The 14,903-nt window shown below is 64.3% G+C and carries 13 protein-coding genes; 5 read left to right on the top strand and 8 right to left on the bottom strand.

The features are described from left to right. Positions 1-114 precede the first annotated feature (114 nt). The 8 genes from VLA65_RS00335 to VLA65_RS00300 all read right to left on the bottom strand — a co-directional run bounded on the left by VLA65_RS00335 (position 115) and on the right by VLA65_RS00300 (position 10,200). A complete protein-coding gene (locus VLA65_RS00335; protein ID WP_059387898.1) occupies positions 115-789 on the bottom strand; it encodes a Maf family protein in 675 nt (224 codons plus the stop codon). A gap of 170 nt (positions 790-959) precedes the next feature. Continuing rightward, positions 960-3,482 (bottom strand): MMPL family transporter, encoded by a 2,523-nt coding sequence (locus tag VLA65_RS00330; RefSeq protein WP_332601484.1) that lies wholly within the window; start codon positions 3,480-3,482, stop codon positions 960-962. 26 nt (positions 3,483-3,508) lie between these two features. Further along, a complete protein-coding gene (locus VLA65_RS00325) occupies positions 3,509-4,195 on the bottom strand; it encodes a TetR/AcrR family transcriptional regulator (protein ID WP_332601483.1) in 687 nt (228 codons plus the stop codon). Positions 4,196-4,232: 37 nt separating this feature from the next. After that, on the bottom strand, positions 4,233-4,685 hold the full coding sequence (locus VLA65_RS00320) for a YbjQ family protein (RefSeq protein ID WP_332601482.1): 453 nt from the start codon (positions 4,683-4,685) through the stop codon (positions 4,233-4,235). Positions 4,686-4,784: 99 nt separating this feature from the next. Next, positions 4,785-6,197 carry a dicarboxylate/amino acid:cation symporter gene (locus VLA65_RS00315; RefSeq protein WP_332601481.1) on the bottom strand — a complete coding sequence of 471 codons (1,413 nt, stop codon included), beginning with the start codon at positions 6,195-6,197 and terminating at the stop codon, positions 4,785-4,787. 230 nt (positions 6,198-6,427) lie between these two features. Then, on the bottom strand, positions 6,428-8,113 hold the full coding sequence (locus VLA65_RS00310; RefSeq protein ID WP_332601480.1) for a DUF885 domain-containing protein: 1,686 nt from the start codon (positions 8,111-8,113) through the stop codon (positions 6,428-6,430). 255 nt (positions 8,114-8,368) lie between these two features. Then, positions 8,369-8,620, bottom strand: coding sequence for an acyl-CoA carboxylase epsilon subunit (locus VLA65_RS00305; RefSeq protein ID WP_332601479.1), 252 nt, complete (start codon positions 8,618-8,620; stop codon positions 8,369-8,371). Next, positions 8,617-10,200, bottom strand: a complete 1,584-nt coding sequence (locus VLA65_RS00300; protein WP_284989782.1) for an acyl-CoA carboxylase subunit beta — start codon at positions 10,198-10,200, stop codon at positions 8,617-8,619. The genes VLA65_RS00305 and VLA65_RS00300 overlap by 4 nt, the downstream gene beginning before the upstream one ends. Positions 10,201-10,411: 211 nt before the next feature. Here VLA65_RS00300 and VLA65_RS00295 point away from each other — a divergent pair, with 211 nt between their 5' ends. The 5 genes from VLA65_RS00295 to VLA65_RS00275 are packed head-to-tail and all read left to right on the top strand — an operon-like array spanning position 10,412 to position 14,842. Then, positions 10,412-11,311, top strand: a complete 900-nt coding sequence (locus VLA65_RS00295; protein WP_306961297.1) for an SDR family oxidoreductase — start codon at positions 10,412-10,414, stop codon at positions 11,309-11,311. A 47-nt stretch (positions 11,312-11,358) separates the two neighbouring features. Next, positions 11,359-12,267 (top strand): biotin--[acetyl-CoA-carboxylase] ligase, encoded by a 909-nt coding sequence (locus VLA65_RS00290; RefSeq protein ID WP_332601478.1) that lies wholly within the window; start codon positions 11,359-11,361, stop codon positions 12,265-12,267. Next, positions 12,260-12,895 (top strand): PH domain-containing protein, encoded by a 636-nt coding sequence (locus tag VLA65_RS00285; protein ID WP_332601477.1) that lies wholly within the window; start codon positions 12,260-12,262, stop codon positions 12,893-12,895. Before VLA65_RS00290 ends, VLA65_RS00285 begins: the two co-directional genes overlap by 8 nt. Then, a complete protein-coding gene (locus VLA65_RS00280) occupies positions 12,885-14,048 on the top strand; it encodes an adenylate/guanylate cyclase domain-containing protein (RefSeq protein ID WP_284989780.1) in 1,164 nt (387 codons plus the stop codon). Before VLA65_RS00285 ends, VLA65_RS00280 begins: the two co-directional genes overlap by 11 nt. Beyond that, positions 14,048-14,842 (top strand): PP2C family protein-serine/threonine phosphatase, encoded by a 795-nt coding sequence (locus VLA65_RS00275; RefSeq protein WP_332601476.1) that lies wholly within the window; start codon positions 14,048-14,050, stop codon positions 14,840-14,842. The genes VLA65_RS00280 and VLA65_RS00275 overlap by 1 nt, the downstream gene beginning before the upstream one ends. The last annotated feature ends 61 nt before the right edge of the window (positions 14,843-14,903 follow it).

Raw genomic sequence — 14,903 nt, 5'->3', positions numbered from 1 at the left:
ATTTTGAGGGTTCCGCCCATATTGATGGGGGATTCCGTGTGTGAGACGGCCTGTCTTTGTAGGGTTGCTACAAAGGCTGGAAATTGGCCGTCGCGCTGGCGACCTGGACCGCCGCTATTCGCTGCCCGCTTCGGAGCCGTTGTGGGTCCAGAGTTCGGTGATCCCGACGTTCGCTTGCCCGAGCAGATCGCGGAGGGTCGAGATGGAGAGCCCGACGACGGCGTGCGGGTCGCCGTCGACCTTGCGGATGAAGGCCCCGCCCAAGCCGTCGATCGTGAAGGAACCGGCGCAGTGCAGGGGCTCGCCGGTTGCGATGTAGGCGTCGATGTCCTTCTCGCTCATCTCCGCAAAGTGGACCTCTGCGCTGGACACCGCACCGACCGTTGCTCCGGTGCCGACGGCCGTCTCGCCGTCGTTCATGTCCGCTGCGGTTTCGCGGCAGTCCACGAGCCAGTGCCCGGTGTGGAGGACGCCCTTGGAGCCGCTCATGCGCAGCATCCGTTCCTTGGCAATGTCTACTGTGTACGGCTTACCGTGCGATTCGCCGTCGAACTCGAACACGGAATCGCAGCCGATCACCAGGGCCCCCTCGGCGTCGGGCAGGGAAGCGACAGCCTCGGCCTTGGCGCGGGCAAGGAGGAGGGCGGTGTCATGCGCATCGGTGACGCCGTACCGGGCTTGCACGGCGTCCTCGTCCACGTCCGAGACGAGTACCTCGTGGTGGATGCCGGCCTCCGTGAGGAGCTTGGTGCGGGCGGGGGACTGGGAAGCCAGGATCAATCGGGTCACGGCTCAAGCGTAGTACGCGCCGCCTTCCTCGGACGCTCGCTCACCTATACGGGTGTTTGGCCCGACGCTCGCTCACCTGGGTGAGCGGGCGTTTGGGGAAAGGGCCTTAAAGGTGAGCGGGCGTCGGTTCTGGACACAGAACCGACGCCCGCTGATAGGCAACCAGGCGCTTAGTGGACCAGCTCCTTGGCCCCGCCCGCCGCCGTCGTGCGCTGCAGGTTTGCGCCCTCGACGTCGACGTCGGGCAGGACCCGGGACAGCCATCGCGGCAGCCACCAGGCCTTTTCGCCCAACAGGTACATCACGGCCGGGACAATGGTCATCCGCACCACGAACGCATCCACGAGCACGCCGAACGCCATCGCGAAACCGAGAGGCCGGACCATGGTCAGGTGGCTGAAGATGAAGCCGGCGAACACGCTGACCATGATGATGGCGGCGGCCGTGACCACCGCTGCGGCATGGCTGAAGCCGCTTCGGACGGCCTGCTTCGCGTTCTCACCGTGCATGAACGATTCGCGCATGCCTGAGGTGATGAACACCTGGTAGTCCATGGCCAGGCCGAACAGCACACCAATGAGGATGATCGGCAGGAAGCTCAGCACGGCTCCGGGGTTGGGCACGTCGAACACGGTGCCCAGCCAGCCCCACTGGTACACGGCCACCACGGCGCCGAACGCTGCCGCGAGCGAGAGCAGGAAGCCGCCGGTGGCCAGCAGCGGGACGACGATCGAGCGGAACACCAGGAGCAGGAGGACCAGCGAGAGCCCGACGACGATCGCCAAGTACGGCGGCAAGGCGGCACCGAGCTTCGCGGAGACGTCGATGTTGCCGGCCGTCTGCCCCGTCAATCCGATGGTGGCGCCTGTGGCCTGCTGGATTTCGGAACCCTTGCCCCGCAGTTCCGAGACCACCTGGACGGTGCTGGCGCTCGCGGGCCCGTCCTTGGGGATGACCTGGAAAACGGCCGTGCGGTGATCCTGGCTGAGGGCTACCGGAACGGCCGCCACGACGTTGTCGACACTGCGCAGCTTGTCCGCGACGTCGAACTGCTTCGTCTTGGCCTGATCGTCGCTGAGCCCGTCCGGGAAGGTGCCGACAACCACGATGGGACCGGTCATTCCCTCGCCGAAGCTGGTCCGGGTGAGGTCGTACGCCTTGAACGCTTGCGAATCGACCGGTTCCGAACCGCCGTCGGGCAAAGCGAGGCGCAGCTGGGAGGCCGGGAGGGCCAGCACCCCGAGCAGCACGACGCCGGCAAGCAGCGAGACCACCGGATGCCGGGTCACAAGCCCGCCCCAACCACGGCTGCTCCGCCGCTGGTCCGCCGCGCGGTCCGCAGAGGCGTGGTCCGGCTCGGCGTTGTGGTGCTCTGCCTTGGCCCAGGCCCGCTTGGAGATCAGTTTGCGGCCCACCAGCGAGAGGACTGCCGGAGTCAGAGTGAGGGAGACGACGACGGCGACTGCCACCGTCGCGGCGGCCGACAGGCCCATGACCGCAAGGAATGGCAGCCCGGGAACCACCAGTGCCGCAAGCGCGATGACGACAGTGAGGCCGGCGAAAAGGACGGCGTTGCCTGAAGTGCCGGTGGCGAGGGCCACTGATTCCTCGGCGTCCATCCCCGAAAGCAATTGCCTGCGGTGGCGGTTGACGATGAAGAGCGAGTAGTCGATCCCGACGGCGAGTCCCAGCATGAGCGCGAGCATCGGGGAGATGGAACTCATGTCAATGACGCCGGTGAGGGCAAAGGTACCGCCGACGCCCACCGCCACGCCGATGATCGCCATCAGCAGGGGAAGGCCGGCGGCGACGAGCGTTCCCAGCATCACAATCAGGGCAATGGCCGCGACGGCGATACCGATGATTTCGGAGACACCGAACAATTGGGAGACGTCCTCGGTGATTTCCTTGCTGGCCAAGGCTGTGACGCCTGCCGAGGAGACCCCATGGACAATGTCCTGGACTTGCTGCCGGACGGCGGGGGTCAGGCCATTGATCGAGGTCTTGAACTGGACCTGTGCGATCGCCGCTTTACCGTCCGTGGAGACAAAGCGCATCCCTTGGGAAGCGGTCACTTGGCGTTTGGCCAGGGCGAGGGTGGCGGCGCCGTCGGCGGCTTGCTTCTGGCCGGCATCGAGCTTCTGGCGTCCGGCCAGGAGTTCGGCCTGTTGAGGGGCAAGTTGGGCCTGGATCTGCGCCGCGGGCATACCGACGGCGGTCATTTGCTGCTCGGCGGCCTTGAGTTGGGCATCGCCTGCGTCGAGCGTGGCCCGCGCCTTGTCCAGCTCAGCTTGCCCGGCGGCAGCTTTCTGTTCCCCGGCAGCAAGATCGGACGGTGCCTTGTCCAGGGCGGCTTGGGTCGTGAACGGGTTGACCGTTGACTGCACATCGGGCAGTTTTTCCAGCTGGGGGAGGGCCGACGCAATGGCGTCCTTGCCGGCTTGGTTGAATCCGGCGTCGCCGGCTTCGAAGACGATCCCTGCGGAACCGCCCGAGGAGGCAGGAAGGTCCTTCTTGAGTTTGTCCAGCATCTGCTGGGTCTCAGTGCCGGGGATCTGGAAATTGTTGGACATGGTGCCGTGGAAGGCAGCGGCAGAGCCGCCGACGGCCACGAGCACTGCCAGCCAGAGGGAGATCACCAGCCAGCGGTGACGGTAGGAGAACTTGCCAAGGCGGTAGAGCAGGAGTGCCATATCGGAACCGATCTGTCGGTGTGTGGTTATGCCGAGTGTTGGGAGTCTGCCGCGGGCTGAGGGCTGTGCGCCGACGGGGTTTGAGGGGCGGGTGCCGTGAAGCCTGAACCGAGCAGGCCAATAGCGTCGATCAAGTGCTGCCGCAAGCTCGCGAGGGATTCAGCGGATAGATCCGGGCCGTGTTGTTCGAACCAGACGCTCATGGCGGCCTTGCCGCAGGAAATGATGGACCCGGCCAGGGCCCGCAAGTAGAGCTCGTTGACATCCGGGCCGAGGCGACGACGGGCAGCGTCGATGATCTGAGTGGTGCAGTGGTCCCAGGCTTCCAGTTCGGAACGCACCAACGCACGGTTGTCGTGGGTGAGACTGAAGAGTTCGGCCATGGGGGAAACCGTCATCGGGTCAGCCAGCGCCATGAGGGCGGCCCGGGCGGAATCGAGGATGGGTTCGTCCGAAGGGCGCAATCGGAACTGTTCCAAGGCATGGTCCAGGAAGCCTTCGGTCACGGACGCCAAGGCTGCTTCGAGGCTGGGGAAGTAGTTGAAGAAGGTGCGCCGGGATACGCCGGCTTCTTCGGCGATGTCTTCCACGGTGAAATTGCCGGCCCCCTTGCTGCGCAACACGGCGAGGGCCGCGTCGGCGATCGCTTGGCGGGTGGCCAGTTTGTTCTGTTCGCGGCGCGACGGGAGGGCGATAGTACCGGAAGGCGTCACATAGTTACACTAAGTGCAACTTTGCACTCAGGGCAAGTTAAATCTCGGGTGGGATCTCGTGTTCCTGGGGCGCGGCCGACGTCGCGGTCTGCGTGGATTGCTGGGTGGGCTGTTGGGCTGCCGCGCTGGTGAGGTAGATCGACTGGCCTGTGGCGCCTGGCTCGCCTTCGGCCAGGGGAATGGCGAAAACGGCAGTCCCGTAAGCGCACACTTCGGTCCAGTTGCCGCCCATCTCGGACGTGTCGAAGCGCATCGCGACGATTGCGTTGGCACCGCGCTGCTGTGCCTCGTTGACCATGCGGGCCATGACTTCCTGGCGGCTCTCATAGAGCGCCTTGGTCATTTCGGGCAGCTCGCCGCCGCCGAGGGAACGGAAGCCGGCCATTACCTGGGCGCCGATATCCCGTGAGCGGACGGTGAGGCCCATGACTTCGCCGAAGACGGCGTCGATCTTGTGGCCCGGAATCTTGTTTGAGGTGACTATGAGCATGGACAGAGCCTATCCAGAATCCACCCCGTTAAAAGGACAAATCCCCGGGGCATTTTGAACTGGCCCCCGGGGATTTGTCCGCGCGACGATGTGCCGTCGCTAGGCCTTGGCGCCAGCGAGCTCGCGGGTCTCCTCGGATGCCTCCGGGGACTCACCCTCGGCCGCGAATGCCGTTCCCTTGCGGGGCGCGTTGTAGAGCGATTCGTCCAGGATTCCCTGCCGCTTGGCGACGATGGCCGGAACCAGCGCCTGTCCTGCCACGTTGACGGCCGTGCGGCCCATGTCCAGGATGGGGTCGATCGCCAGGAGGAGTCCGACGCCGGCGAGCGGCAGTCCCAGCGTGGAAAGTGTCAGCGTGAGCATGACGACGGCGCCCGTGGTGCCTGCCGTTGCCGCGGAACCAAGGACGGAAACCACCACGATCAGCAAGTACTGGCTGAAGTCCAGGTTGATGCCGAAGAACTGGGCAACGAAGATCGCGGCGACGGCCGGGTAGATGGCTGCGCAACCGTCCATCTTGGTGGTGGCGCCGAGTGGCACGGCGAAGGACGCGTAACCCTGGGGGACGCCCAGGTTGCGTTCGGTGACGCGCTGCGTGAGCGGCAGCGTGCCGATCGAGGAACGCGAGACGAATGCCAACTGCACGGCGGGCCACACGCCCGAGAAGTACTGCTTGACGGACAGTCCATGGGTCTTGACCAGGATGGGGTAGACGACGAACAGCACCAGGGCGAGGCCCGCGTAGATGGCCACCGTGAACTTGCCGAGCGAACCGATGGTGTCCCACCCGTAGACGGCCACTGCGTTGCCGATCAGGCCGATGGTGCCCAGCGGGGCAATGCGGATGATCCACCAGAGGACCTTCTGGATGACGGCCAGGGCGGAAGCGTTGAGGTTCAGGAACGGTTCGGCCTGCTTGCCCACCTTGAGGGCTGCGACGCCGACGGCGATGGCGATCACCAGGATCTGCAGCACGTTGAAGGTGATCGACGTGCTGGCGACGCCGTCCGTGACGCTCGTGCTCGCGCCGATGCCCAGGAAGTTCTTGGGGAAAAGACCGGTCAGGAACGCCCACCAGTCGCCGGTCTTTCCGGCGTACTCGGCCTTCTTGGTGATGCCGGTGCCGGAGCCTGGCTGCAAGAGCACTCCAAGTCCGATGCCGATCGTCACGGCGATGAGTGACGTGATGGCGAACCAGAGCAGGGTGTTCCACGCCAATTTCGCGGCATTGGACACTTGGCGCAGGTTCGCGATGGAGCTCACCACGGCGGTGAAGATCAAGGGCACGACGGCGGTCTGCAGCAGCGAGACGTAGCTCGAGCCGATGGTCTGCAGCGTGGCGCCGAGCCCGTTGGGAGCTTTCGTGGTGCTGCCGGTGGCTTTGGCCAGGAGGCCGAGGGCCAGGCCGATCACGAGGGCCGCGATGATCTGGACGCCGAAGGACGTTGCCCACTTGGGAACCCGGGACGAAGTCATTCCGGCGGAAGTCAAAGTGTTGGATGAATTGCTCACCGGAACAAACTAGGCCCCGAAAAATACCACCGCGACCCGACGTTGAGAAATGTTACGGTCTCACATTCGACCCACCACCAAAAAGGCCCAAGAATTCGCCGCCAATCCACCCATTTATGAAGTTATTCCCGGACGGAATGTGGGGAATGTCTCGTACGTCTCAGCCCATCTGACTCGCATTTGTTGTCGTTATGAGCCTCCAAAACGACAACAAATGCGAGTCAGTTGGGTCACCCCAGCAGCGCCCGGCGAAGCGTATCCAGGCCCACAGACCCGATGTTCAGGGCATCCGTGTGGAAGGACTTCAAGTCAAATCCGTCGCGGCGTTCGAGTTCAGCCCGGATTTCTTCCCACAGCCGTTGCCCCACCTTGTACGACGGAGCCTGGCCCGGCCAGCCGAGGTACCGGGTGAATTCGAACTGGAGCTGGCCCGCGCTGATGGGAAGGTTGGCCTTGAGGAATTCGAAGCCCTTCTCCGAGGTCCAGGTGCCGCTGCCCCAGCGTTCCGGAACTTCCAGCTCGAGGTGGACGCCGATATCGAACACCACGCGGGCCGCGCGCATGCGCTGCATGTCCAGCATGCCCATGTGGTCGCCCGGGTCCTTGAGGTAGCCGAGCTCGAGCATGAGCTTTTCTGCATAGAGTGCCCAGCCTTCGCCGTGCCCGGACACCCAGCAGACGTTCCGCCGCCAGTTGTTGAGGAGCTCGCGGCGGTAGACGGCGATGGCCACCTGGAGGTGGTGGCCGGGGACGCCTTCATGGAACACCGTGGTGGTTTCGGCCCAGGTGGTGAAGGTATCTTCGCCGGCGGGGACGGACCACCACATGCGGCCTGGCCGGGAGAAGTCGTCCGAAGGGCCCGTGTAGTAGATGCCGCCTTCGTCCGTGGGGGCGATGCGGCATTCGAGCGTCTTCATGATGTCCGGGATATCGAAGTGCACGTCGGCCAATTCGGATACTGCCCGGTCGGAGAGTTCCTGCATCCAGGCTTTGAGGGCGTCGGTGCCCTTGATTTGCCGCGCGGGATCGTTGTCGAGGATGGCTTTGGCTTCCTCGATGGACGCGCCGGGCTTGATTTGCTCGGCCACCTGTTCCTGTTCGCCGATGAGCCGCTCGAGTTCCTGCACGCCCCAGACGTATGTTTCCTCGAGGTCCACGGTTGCGCCAAGGAACAAGCGTGAGGCCAGTGCGTAGCGTTCGCGGCCCACGGCGTCCTTTTCGGGAGCAAAGGGCAGAAGTTCCGCTTCGAGGAAGGCGGCAAGACGCAAGTAAGCGGAGCGCGCGACGGCGGCACCGGCGTCGAGCTTTTCCTGCAGTTCCGCCGGCAGCGGCTGGCCGTCGATGGTGGCTTCGGCGGCGAGCTTGGCGAAGAAGCCGTCTTCGGCCGCGTATTTGCTGGTCTGTTCGATGACGATCTTGACCTGGCGGACCGCGGAGACTTTCCCTGCGTCCTTCGCCGAGCGAAGGGAAGCGATGTACCCGTCGATCGCTTCCGCAACGTTGGCAGCGCGGCCGGCGATGTGCTCCCAGTGTTCGGCCGTGTCGGTGGGCATAAGGTCGAAGATCGCGCGGATGGTTTGGGCGGGAGATTCGATGTTGTTCAGGTCCGCGGCGTCCCAGCCGGACTCGTGGATCTCAAGGGCCAGGCCGAGCCGTTCCCGCATCGCGTCCAGCGTGACGACGTCGGAGGCGTCCGTGGGTTCGAGGGTGGCGAGCTCGTCGAGGGTGCGGCGGGCTGCCTCGGCGAAGGCCGCCGCGCCTGCGGGCGAGAAATCCTGGTATTCGGTTTCGTGTCCCGGCAGGCCGAGGGTGGTGGCGAGGCTCGGGTTGAGGGCAAGGAGGGTGTCCGTATAGGCGTCGGCGACTGCATCGATGGCAGTCTGGAGGCGTGCCGGAGCTGTGTTAGAGGTAGTCACCCCACGAGCCTAACCGCGTCCAGGCGCCTTATGAAAGGGTTGTTGCAGAAGATCCGGCCGCCAACCCAACCATCCCCACCGCCACCCTCGCCTCGCAAGTCCCCACCGGCTCCCAGCCTTCGCAAGCTCAGGCCGGGGCCCTCGCCGGTGTGGCCCCACGGCCAGGGAACCCTGGCGGCGTGGGCCCCCGCATTTAATGTCGTTCCGGGCCTTCAAAACGGCATTAAATGCGTGTCGGTTGGGTGACCACAAAACTCAGCCCCGGCTGCGCTTCCAGGCGCCTGGACCCGGTGTGGGATCCATGCGCAGTTGCTGCCGGCGCAGCCAGTGCCGCGTGCTCGGTTTTGGAGCTTCGGCTTCCTCGGACGCTCCAAGGGAGGCGACGACGGCGGCAAGCGCCGCGAGCTCTTCCGGCGTAGGGTCTCCCTTGACCACCGAAAGAAAGGGCTCGGCGGGCGCCGCGTCCGTGGAACCGGGCCCGGAGCCTGGGTTCTGTTCGACGCTCACAGGGGGATGTTTCCGTGCTTCTTGGTGGGCAGGCTGGCCCGCTTGTCGCGGAGGGCGCGGAGGCCCTTGATGATCTGCAAGCGGGTCTCCGACGGCGCGATGACGGCGTCGACGTAGCCCAGCTCGGCCGCCTGGTAGGGGTTGAGGAGTTCTTCCTCGTACTGGCGGATGATCTCGGCGCGCTTGGCTTCGACGTCGCCACCGGCCTCGGCGACCGCGGCAAGATCGCGGCGGTACAGGATGTTGACGGCACCTTGGGCGCCCATGACGCCGATTTGCGCCGTGGGCCAGGCCAGGTTGAGGTCGGCGCCGAGCTTCTTGGAGCCCATCACGATGTACGCTCCGCCGTAGGCCTTGCGCGTGATGACCGTCAGCTTGGGCACGGTGGCTTCGGCGTAGGCGTAAAGCAGCTTGGCTCCGCGGCGGATGATGCCTTGGAATTCCTGGTCCTTGCCGGGCAGGAAGCCGGGGACGTCCACCAAGGTGATGATGGGGACGTTGAAGGCGTCGCAGTGGCGGACAAAGCGGGCGGCCTTTTCCGAAGCCGAGATGTCCAGCGTGCCCGCGAACTGCATGGGCTGGTTGGCCACGATCCCGACCGTGTGGCCTTCAACCCGACCGTAGCCGATGATCACGTTGGGGGCGTAGAGCGACTGCATTTCGAGGAAATGGGCGTCATCCACGATCTGCTCGATGACCTTGCGCATGTCGTAGGGCTGGTTGGCCGAGTCCGGGATGAGGGTGTCGAGGGCGAGGTCGTCGTCGTCGAGCTCCAGTTCCTGCTCGTGCTCCAGGACGGGCGCCTCGGACAGGTTGTTGGACGGTAGGAAGTCCAGGAGTTCGCGGACGAACTCGATCGCGTCGGCTTCGTCATTGGCGAGGTATGTTGCAGTACCGGTGGTGGCGTTGTGCTGGCGTGCGCCGCCAAGGGTTTCCATGTCCACGTCTTCGCCGGTGACGGTCTTGATGACGTCGGGGCCGGTGATGAACATGTGGGAGGTCTTGTCCACCATCACGATGTAGTCGGTGAGGGCGGGGGAGTAGGCCGCCCCGCCGGCGCACGGGCCCATGATGAGGGAAATCTGGGGGACGACGCCGGAAGAATGGACGTTGTTGCGGAAGATGTCAGCGAACATCGCCAGCGAGGCGACGCCTTCCTGGATACGCGCGCCGCCGCCGTCGTTGATGCCCACCATCGGGCAACCGTTGCGGAGGGCGAATTCCTGGACCTTGACGATCTTCTCGCCGTTGACTTGGCTCAGGGAGCCACCGTAGACGCTGAATTCCTGGCTGTAGATGGCTACGAGGCGGCCGTCGACGGTGCCGTAGCCTGAGACCACGCCGTCGCCGAGGGGCTTCTTCTTTTCCATGCCGAACGCGGTGGAGCGGTGGACGGCCAAAGCATCGAACTCTATGAAGGAGTCTTCGTCGAGGAGCATGTCGATGCGTTCGCGGGCGGTGTTCTTGCCGCGGGCATGTTGCTTCTCGATGGCTTCGGGGCCGGACGGTTGTTCTGCACGGGCCTGGCGGTCGCGGAAGTCGGCAATCTTTCCCGCTGTCGTTGTCAGATCGTGGCTCATCAAATGTCTCCGGCTCTGTAGCTGATTTACGCTGGCACTGCTTTGTTAGGCATGCGCTCTTAAGTAGCATCCGTACAAAGTGCGGGCCCTGTTGGCTAGTCTAATGACGCAAAAGCCACAGACCGCTGTAGAAACCCTACAATTTTCCGACTTCAAGTCGAGCATCGAGTGATGTTACTCGCCAGTAACATAGTTGGGCTACAGTGTCCTCATGACCTCAAGCAACGATGCTTCTGCAAGCCCTGCCCTTCCCTACCAGGCACGTGGATCACTGAAGGGCCGCACCATTCTGATGTCCGGCGGCAGCCGCGGCATCGGCCTGGCAATCGCTACCCGCGCAGCACGTGACGGCGCCAACATCGTCATCATGGCCAAGACCGGGGAGCCACACCCCAAGCTTGAAGGAACGGTCTTCACGGCCGCCGAACAACTGGAAGCGGCGGGCGGCCAAGCGCTGCCGCTGGTGGGTGATGTCCGCAACGACGGCGACGTTGCCGCGGCGGTTGCCGCCGCCGTCGAACACTTTGGCGGAATCGACGTCGTGGTCAACAACGCCTCGGCGATAGACCTCTCCCGCACTGACGCGATTGACATGAAACGCTATGACCTCATGCAGGACATCAACGTCCGAGGCACCTTCCTGCTGTCCAAGCTCGCGCTTCCGGCCCTGCGGACATCGAACAACGCCCACATCCTGACGCTCTCGCCGCCGCTGAACCTTGACCCGAAGTGGGCAGGCATGCATCTGGCCTACACCATGGCCAAGTACGGCATGAGCCTCACCACGCTGGGCCTGGCCGAAGAACTCAAGAACGACGGCGTGTCGGTCAACTCGCTGTGGCCCTGCACGCTGATCGACACTGCCGCCATTCGGAATATGCCCGGCGGGGCACAGATCGTCCAAGCGGCCAGGGGCCCGGAAATCATGGCCGATGCGGCCCACGCTGTCCTGACCGGGGCGAACCTGTCCGCAGACTCAGGCGCTTCAGCAAGCAATACGGGCAACTTCTATACGGACGAACAAGTGCTGAGGGCTGCCGGAGTTTCCGACTTCAGGCCCTACAGTCTGGGTGCCCCGGAGGAGAAGCTGGTACCGGATATCTTCCTCTAAGCGGACAACTTCTTCCCGGACCGGCCTGGCTGGATAGGATTCTGTCTATGGACGTCGAACAGCCTGCCAGCAGCGAACCACGTGCCCCGCGCTTGGGCCTGGACCGCGATGCCTTGCTTCACCCCGACTTCCTCGCGGCCCCCGGTATTTCGCAATTGAAGATCGTGGAGATCACAGGCTCCACGAACGCCGATCTGCTGCGCGCCGTCACCATCGAGCCTAAGGAATGGGCAGACCTCGCCGTCCTTACCGCCGAGCACCAGACGGCGGCCCGGGGCCGGCTCGACCGTCACTGGGAGTCTCCCGAACGTTCGGCGATTTCCGTTTCGATCGTCCTGCGTCCCGTGAATTCCCAAGGCCTCCCCGTTCCCACCCAGAGCTATTCCTGGCTGTCCCTCCTGGGCGCGCTGGCCTTGCGCGAGACCCTCCTGGAAACCGCCGGCCTGCCCGCCGAGATCAAGTGGCCCAACGATGTCCTGGTCCGAGGCAAGAAGATCGCCGGGATCCTGGCCCAGATGGGACCGATGGGCGATGGCTCCGTTCCGGCCGTGATCCTGGGCACCGGCCTCAACGTGACGCTCGGCGAGGATGAATTGCCTGTCCCCACGGCAACCTCCCTTCTGCTTGAAGGTGCCACGACCACGGACCGCACCGTGCTTCTGCGGAACTACCTGTCACGCTTCGCGGCGCTCTACCGCAGTTTCTGCAATGCCGACGGCGACCCCACCGCGGGATTGGCCGGCGGCTCGTCCCTGCACAAGCGGGTTGAAGCTGTCATGGTCACCTTGGGACGAGAAGTGAAGGCGCATTTGCCGGGCGACCACGAATTGGTGGGGCATGCGTCCAGGTTGGATGAGTATGGTTCCCTTTTGGTGGTGGACCATGGTGGCCGCGAGCACGTCGTGACTGCCGGCGACGTCGTCCATCTGAGGGCTACCGAAAGCGGTTATGCGTAAAGAGCTCCTGCGCGGGGAGCAAGTCATCGTGATTACGCGGCAGCAGCCCAGGGCGCTTTTCGGTCCCGTCCTGGCGTTCATCTTGGTCCCCGCCGCGGCCGCCTTCGCCTGTGCATGGATAGTCAAGGGCGGACCAGGTAAGTTGCTTCCGGTCATCACGAGTGATTGGACCCAATGGTTGGTGGCCGCATGCCTGGCCATCGTGGCGATCGTGCTGCTTGGCTACAGCCTTCCGCGATTCATCCGCTGGCGCGGCCTACGGTACATCCTGACAAGCGGCCGGATAGTTGCCCGTTTCGGAATGCTTCGCCGGGGAGACTGGCAGGTCCCGCTGGCCGCGGTGCGCAGCGTGGGGATCAAACAATCGCTGCTCCAACGGATATTGCGCTCCGGGAATATATCCTTGGATACCGGGCACCCCGGCGAGGCCGTTCTCGCGGATGTTCCGGAGGTCGGCAAGTTTCGAAGTTTCATCCTGGATGCCATGGCCGAGCTTCCGACAAATGTCGGGTTCGGCCCGGGCGCCGTACCGGAGCGTGGCGACTTTGACGGTTTTGTTGGACCAGTTGACTACTCTGGTGCCGCGTTGCCCTGGGATGTGAGAGAAGGTGGAAGAGATGAGCGTTGACGAGCAGGAGCCTGAGTACATGGACCACGAGCCCGACGCCGTGCCCGAACCTTCCGTGGACCAAGCACCTACGGGGGTCCTCCCCGTGGTGTCCCCGCCCACCGGCGCATTGTCAGCAGAACGGCTTGCCATCAAAGCGCTGGAAACGCGGCTCTTGGGCGGCGAACGCAAACTCCGGCGGCGCGAAGTGGCGGCCGGAGCAGGCGTCTCGCTGTTGTCAGCCCGCAAGCTGTGGCGGGCGCTGGGGTTCCCGAATTTCGGTGACCAGGATGTAGCGTTCACCGAGCGCGACCTCGCGGCGCTTTCCACCATCCTCGACCTGGTCCGCGCCGGAAAGCTCACCGAGGAAGCTGCCATCTCCGTGACGCGCGCCATCGGTCAGATGACCGACCGCATGGTGGTGTGGCAAGTCGAGGCGCTGATTGAAGACATGGTGGTGCAGCAAGGCATCCCCGATGCCGTTGCCCGCAAGCAGCTGGTCAATGAACTGCCCAACCTTGTGGACGCCATGGAAGAGATTCTGCTGTACTCATGGCGACGCCAGATGAACGCCGGTGTGCAGCGCCTGGCCGTCCGTGCAGAGGCAGGTTTGCAGGCGAGCGAAGCAGGCCGCGAAGGAGATGAAGACGACGCTCCTTTGCCTTTGGCGCGCGCCGTAGGTTTTGCCGACCTCGTCTCCTACACGAGCCTGTCCCGCCGCATGAACGAGAAAACCCTGGCCCAGTTGGTCCAGCGCTTCGAGAACAAGTGCGCGGAGATCATCTCCATCGGCGGCGGACGCCTGGTCAAGACCGTCGGCGACGAAGTCCTCTACATCGCCGAGACGCCGGCCGCTGGTGCCGAGATCTCCTTGGCGCTCGCCCAAGCCTTCACGGAAGACGAAATCCTCCCGGAAGCCCGCGTGGCCATGGTCTGGGGACGGATCCTTTCCCGTCTCGGCGATATTTACGGCCCCACCGTCAACCTGGCGGCCCGCCTCACGGCCTTGGCTGAACCCGGCACGGTCCTCGTGGACGAGATGACGGCGGCAGCGCTGGGCCAGGACGAACGCTTCGTCCTGGTTCCGCAGACGGCCGAAAACGTTCGTGGTTTCGGGGAAATCCTTCCCGTCCGGCTTGCCCGCGGACTTGGCAAGGGACTGGTCCTCGACTGATGAATTCACCGTCCGCAGCAACCGCCCCTGAGCCGGGATTCACCTTGAGCTATGGTTTCGGGACGGACCGTGGACTCAGCCGGGAACTCAACGAAGACTCGCTCATCGCAAAGGATCCGGTCTTCGCGGTGGCTGACGGCATGGGCGGGCATGAGGCAGGCGAGATTGCCAGCGCGTTGTGCGTGCGTACCCTCGGCAGCATGCCGCAATTGGCGCCGGGAGTCCGCACGGCAACTGCCGTTGCCCTGCAAAGGTGCATCCTGGCTGCCGACTCCCAGATCCGGAATGCCACGGGTGGCCGCGCTGGAACAACGCTCACCGGCGTCGTCGTCGCCGAGCATATGGGCGTCCCGTATTGGCTGGTCATGAACATCGGCGATTCACGGACGTATCGGGTGAACGGGGGCGAATTCAGGCAGATCAGCGTGGACCATTCGGAAGTCCAGGAACTCGTGGAGGCCGGAAGCATCACGCGGGAAGAAGCCATGGTGCATCCGCGCCGCAATGTGGTGACCCGCGCCCTCGGCACAGGGGGCGAAAACGAAGCGGACTTCTGGTTGCTGCCCATCCGGGACGGGGATCGGATGCTGATCTGCTCGGACGGACTCACCGGGGAGCTGGGCGACGAGCACATGTTCCGGATCTTGAACACGGTTGAGAAGCCCCAGGACGCGGTGGATGCCCTCATCCACGAGGCGTTGCTGAGTGGCGGGCGGGACAATGTGACCGCGATTGTGGTTGATGCCAGGATCGAGTTGAACGACGCCGCAAGGACCGGCACCGGCTCTTCCTGATGGCCTTTGCAGGGAACGGGATTTGCGACATGCCCGGACTATGTAGGAAGATTCCGGTCAA

The organism is Arthrobacter sp. S2(2024) (assembly GCF_036662515.1).
Taxonomy (GTDB): domain Bacteria; phylum Actinomycetota; class Actinomycetes; order Actinomycetales; family Micrococcaceae; genus Arthrobacter.
Note: the sequence above shows the minus strand (reverse complement) of the source record. Positions and strands in the feature narration are given on the sequence as shown.

Excerpts from the sequence above, each read along its gene's own strand:
- VLA65_RS00300 (WP_284989782.1), bottom strand. The coding sequence starts at position 10,200 with ATGAGCCACGATCTGACAACGACAGCGGGAAAGATTGCCGACTTCCGC.
- VLA65_RS00320 (WP_332601482.1), bottom strand. The coding sequence starts at position 4,685 with ATGCTCATAGTCACCTCAAACAAGATTCCGGGCCACAAGATCGACGCC.
- VLA65_RS00285 (WP_332601477.1), top strand. The coding sequence starts at position 12,260 with ATGCGTAAAGAGCTCCTGCGCGGGGAGCAAGTCATCGTGATTACGCGG.
- VLA65_RS00330 (WP_332601484.1), bottom strand. The coding sequence starts at position 3,482 with ATGGCACTCCTGCTCTACCGCCTTGGCAAGTTCTCCTACCGTCACCGC.
- VLA65_RS00275 (WP_332601476.1), top strand. The coding sequence starts at position 14,048 with ATGAATTCACCGTCCGCAGCAACCGCCCCTGAGCCGGGATTCACCTTG.
- VLA65_RS00280 (WP_284989780.1), top strand. The coding sequence starts at position 12,885 with ATGAGCGTTGACGAGCAGGAGCCTGAGTACATGGACCACGAGCCCGAC.
- VLA65_RS00290 (WP_332601478.1), top strand. The coding sequence starts at position 11,359 with ATGGACGTCGAACAGCCTGCCAGCAGCGAACCACGTGCCCCGCGCTTG.
- VLA65_RS00295 (WP_306961297.1), top strand. The coding sequence starts at position 10,412 with ATGACCTCAAGCAACGATGCTTCTGCAAGCCCTGCCCTTCCCTACCAG.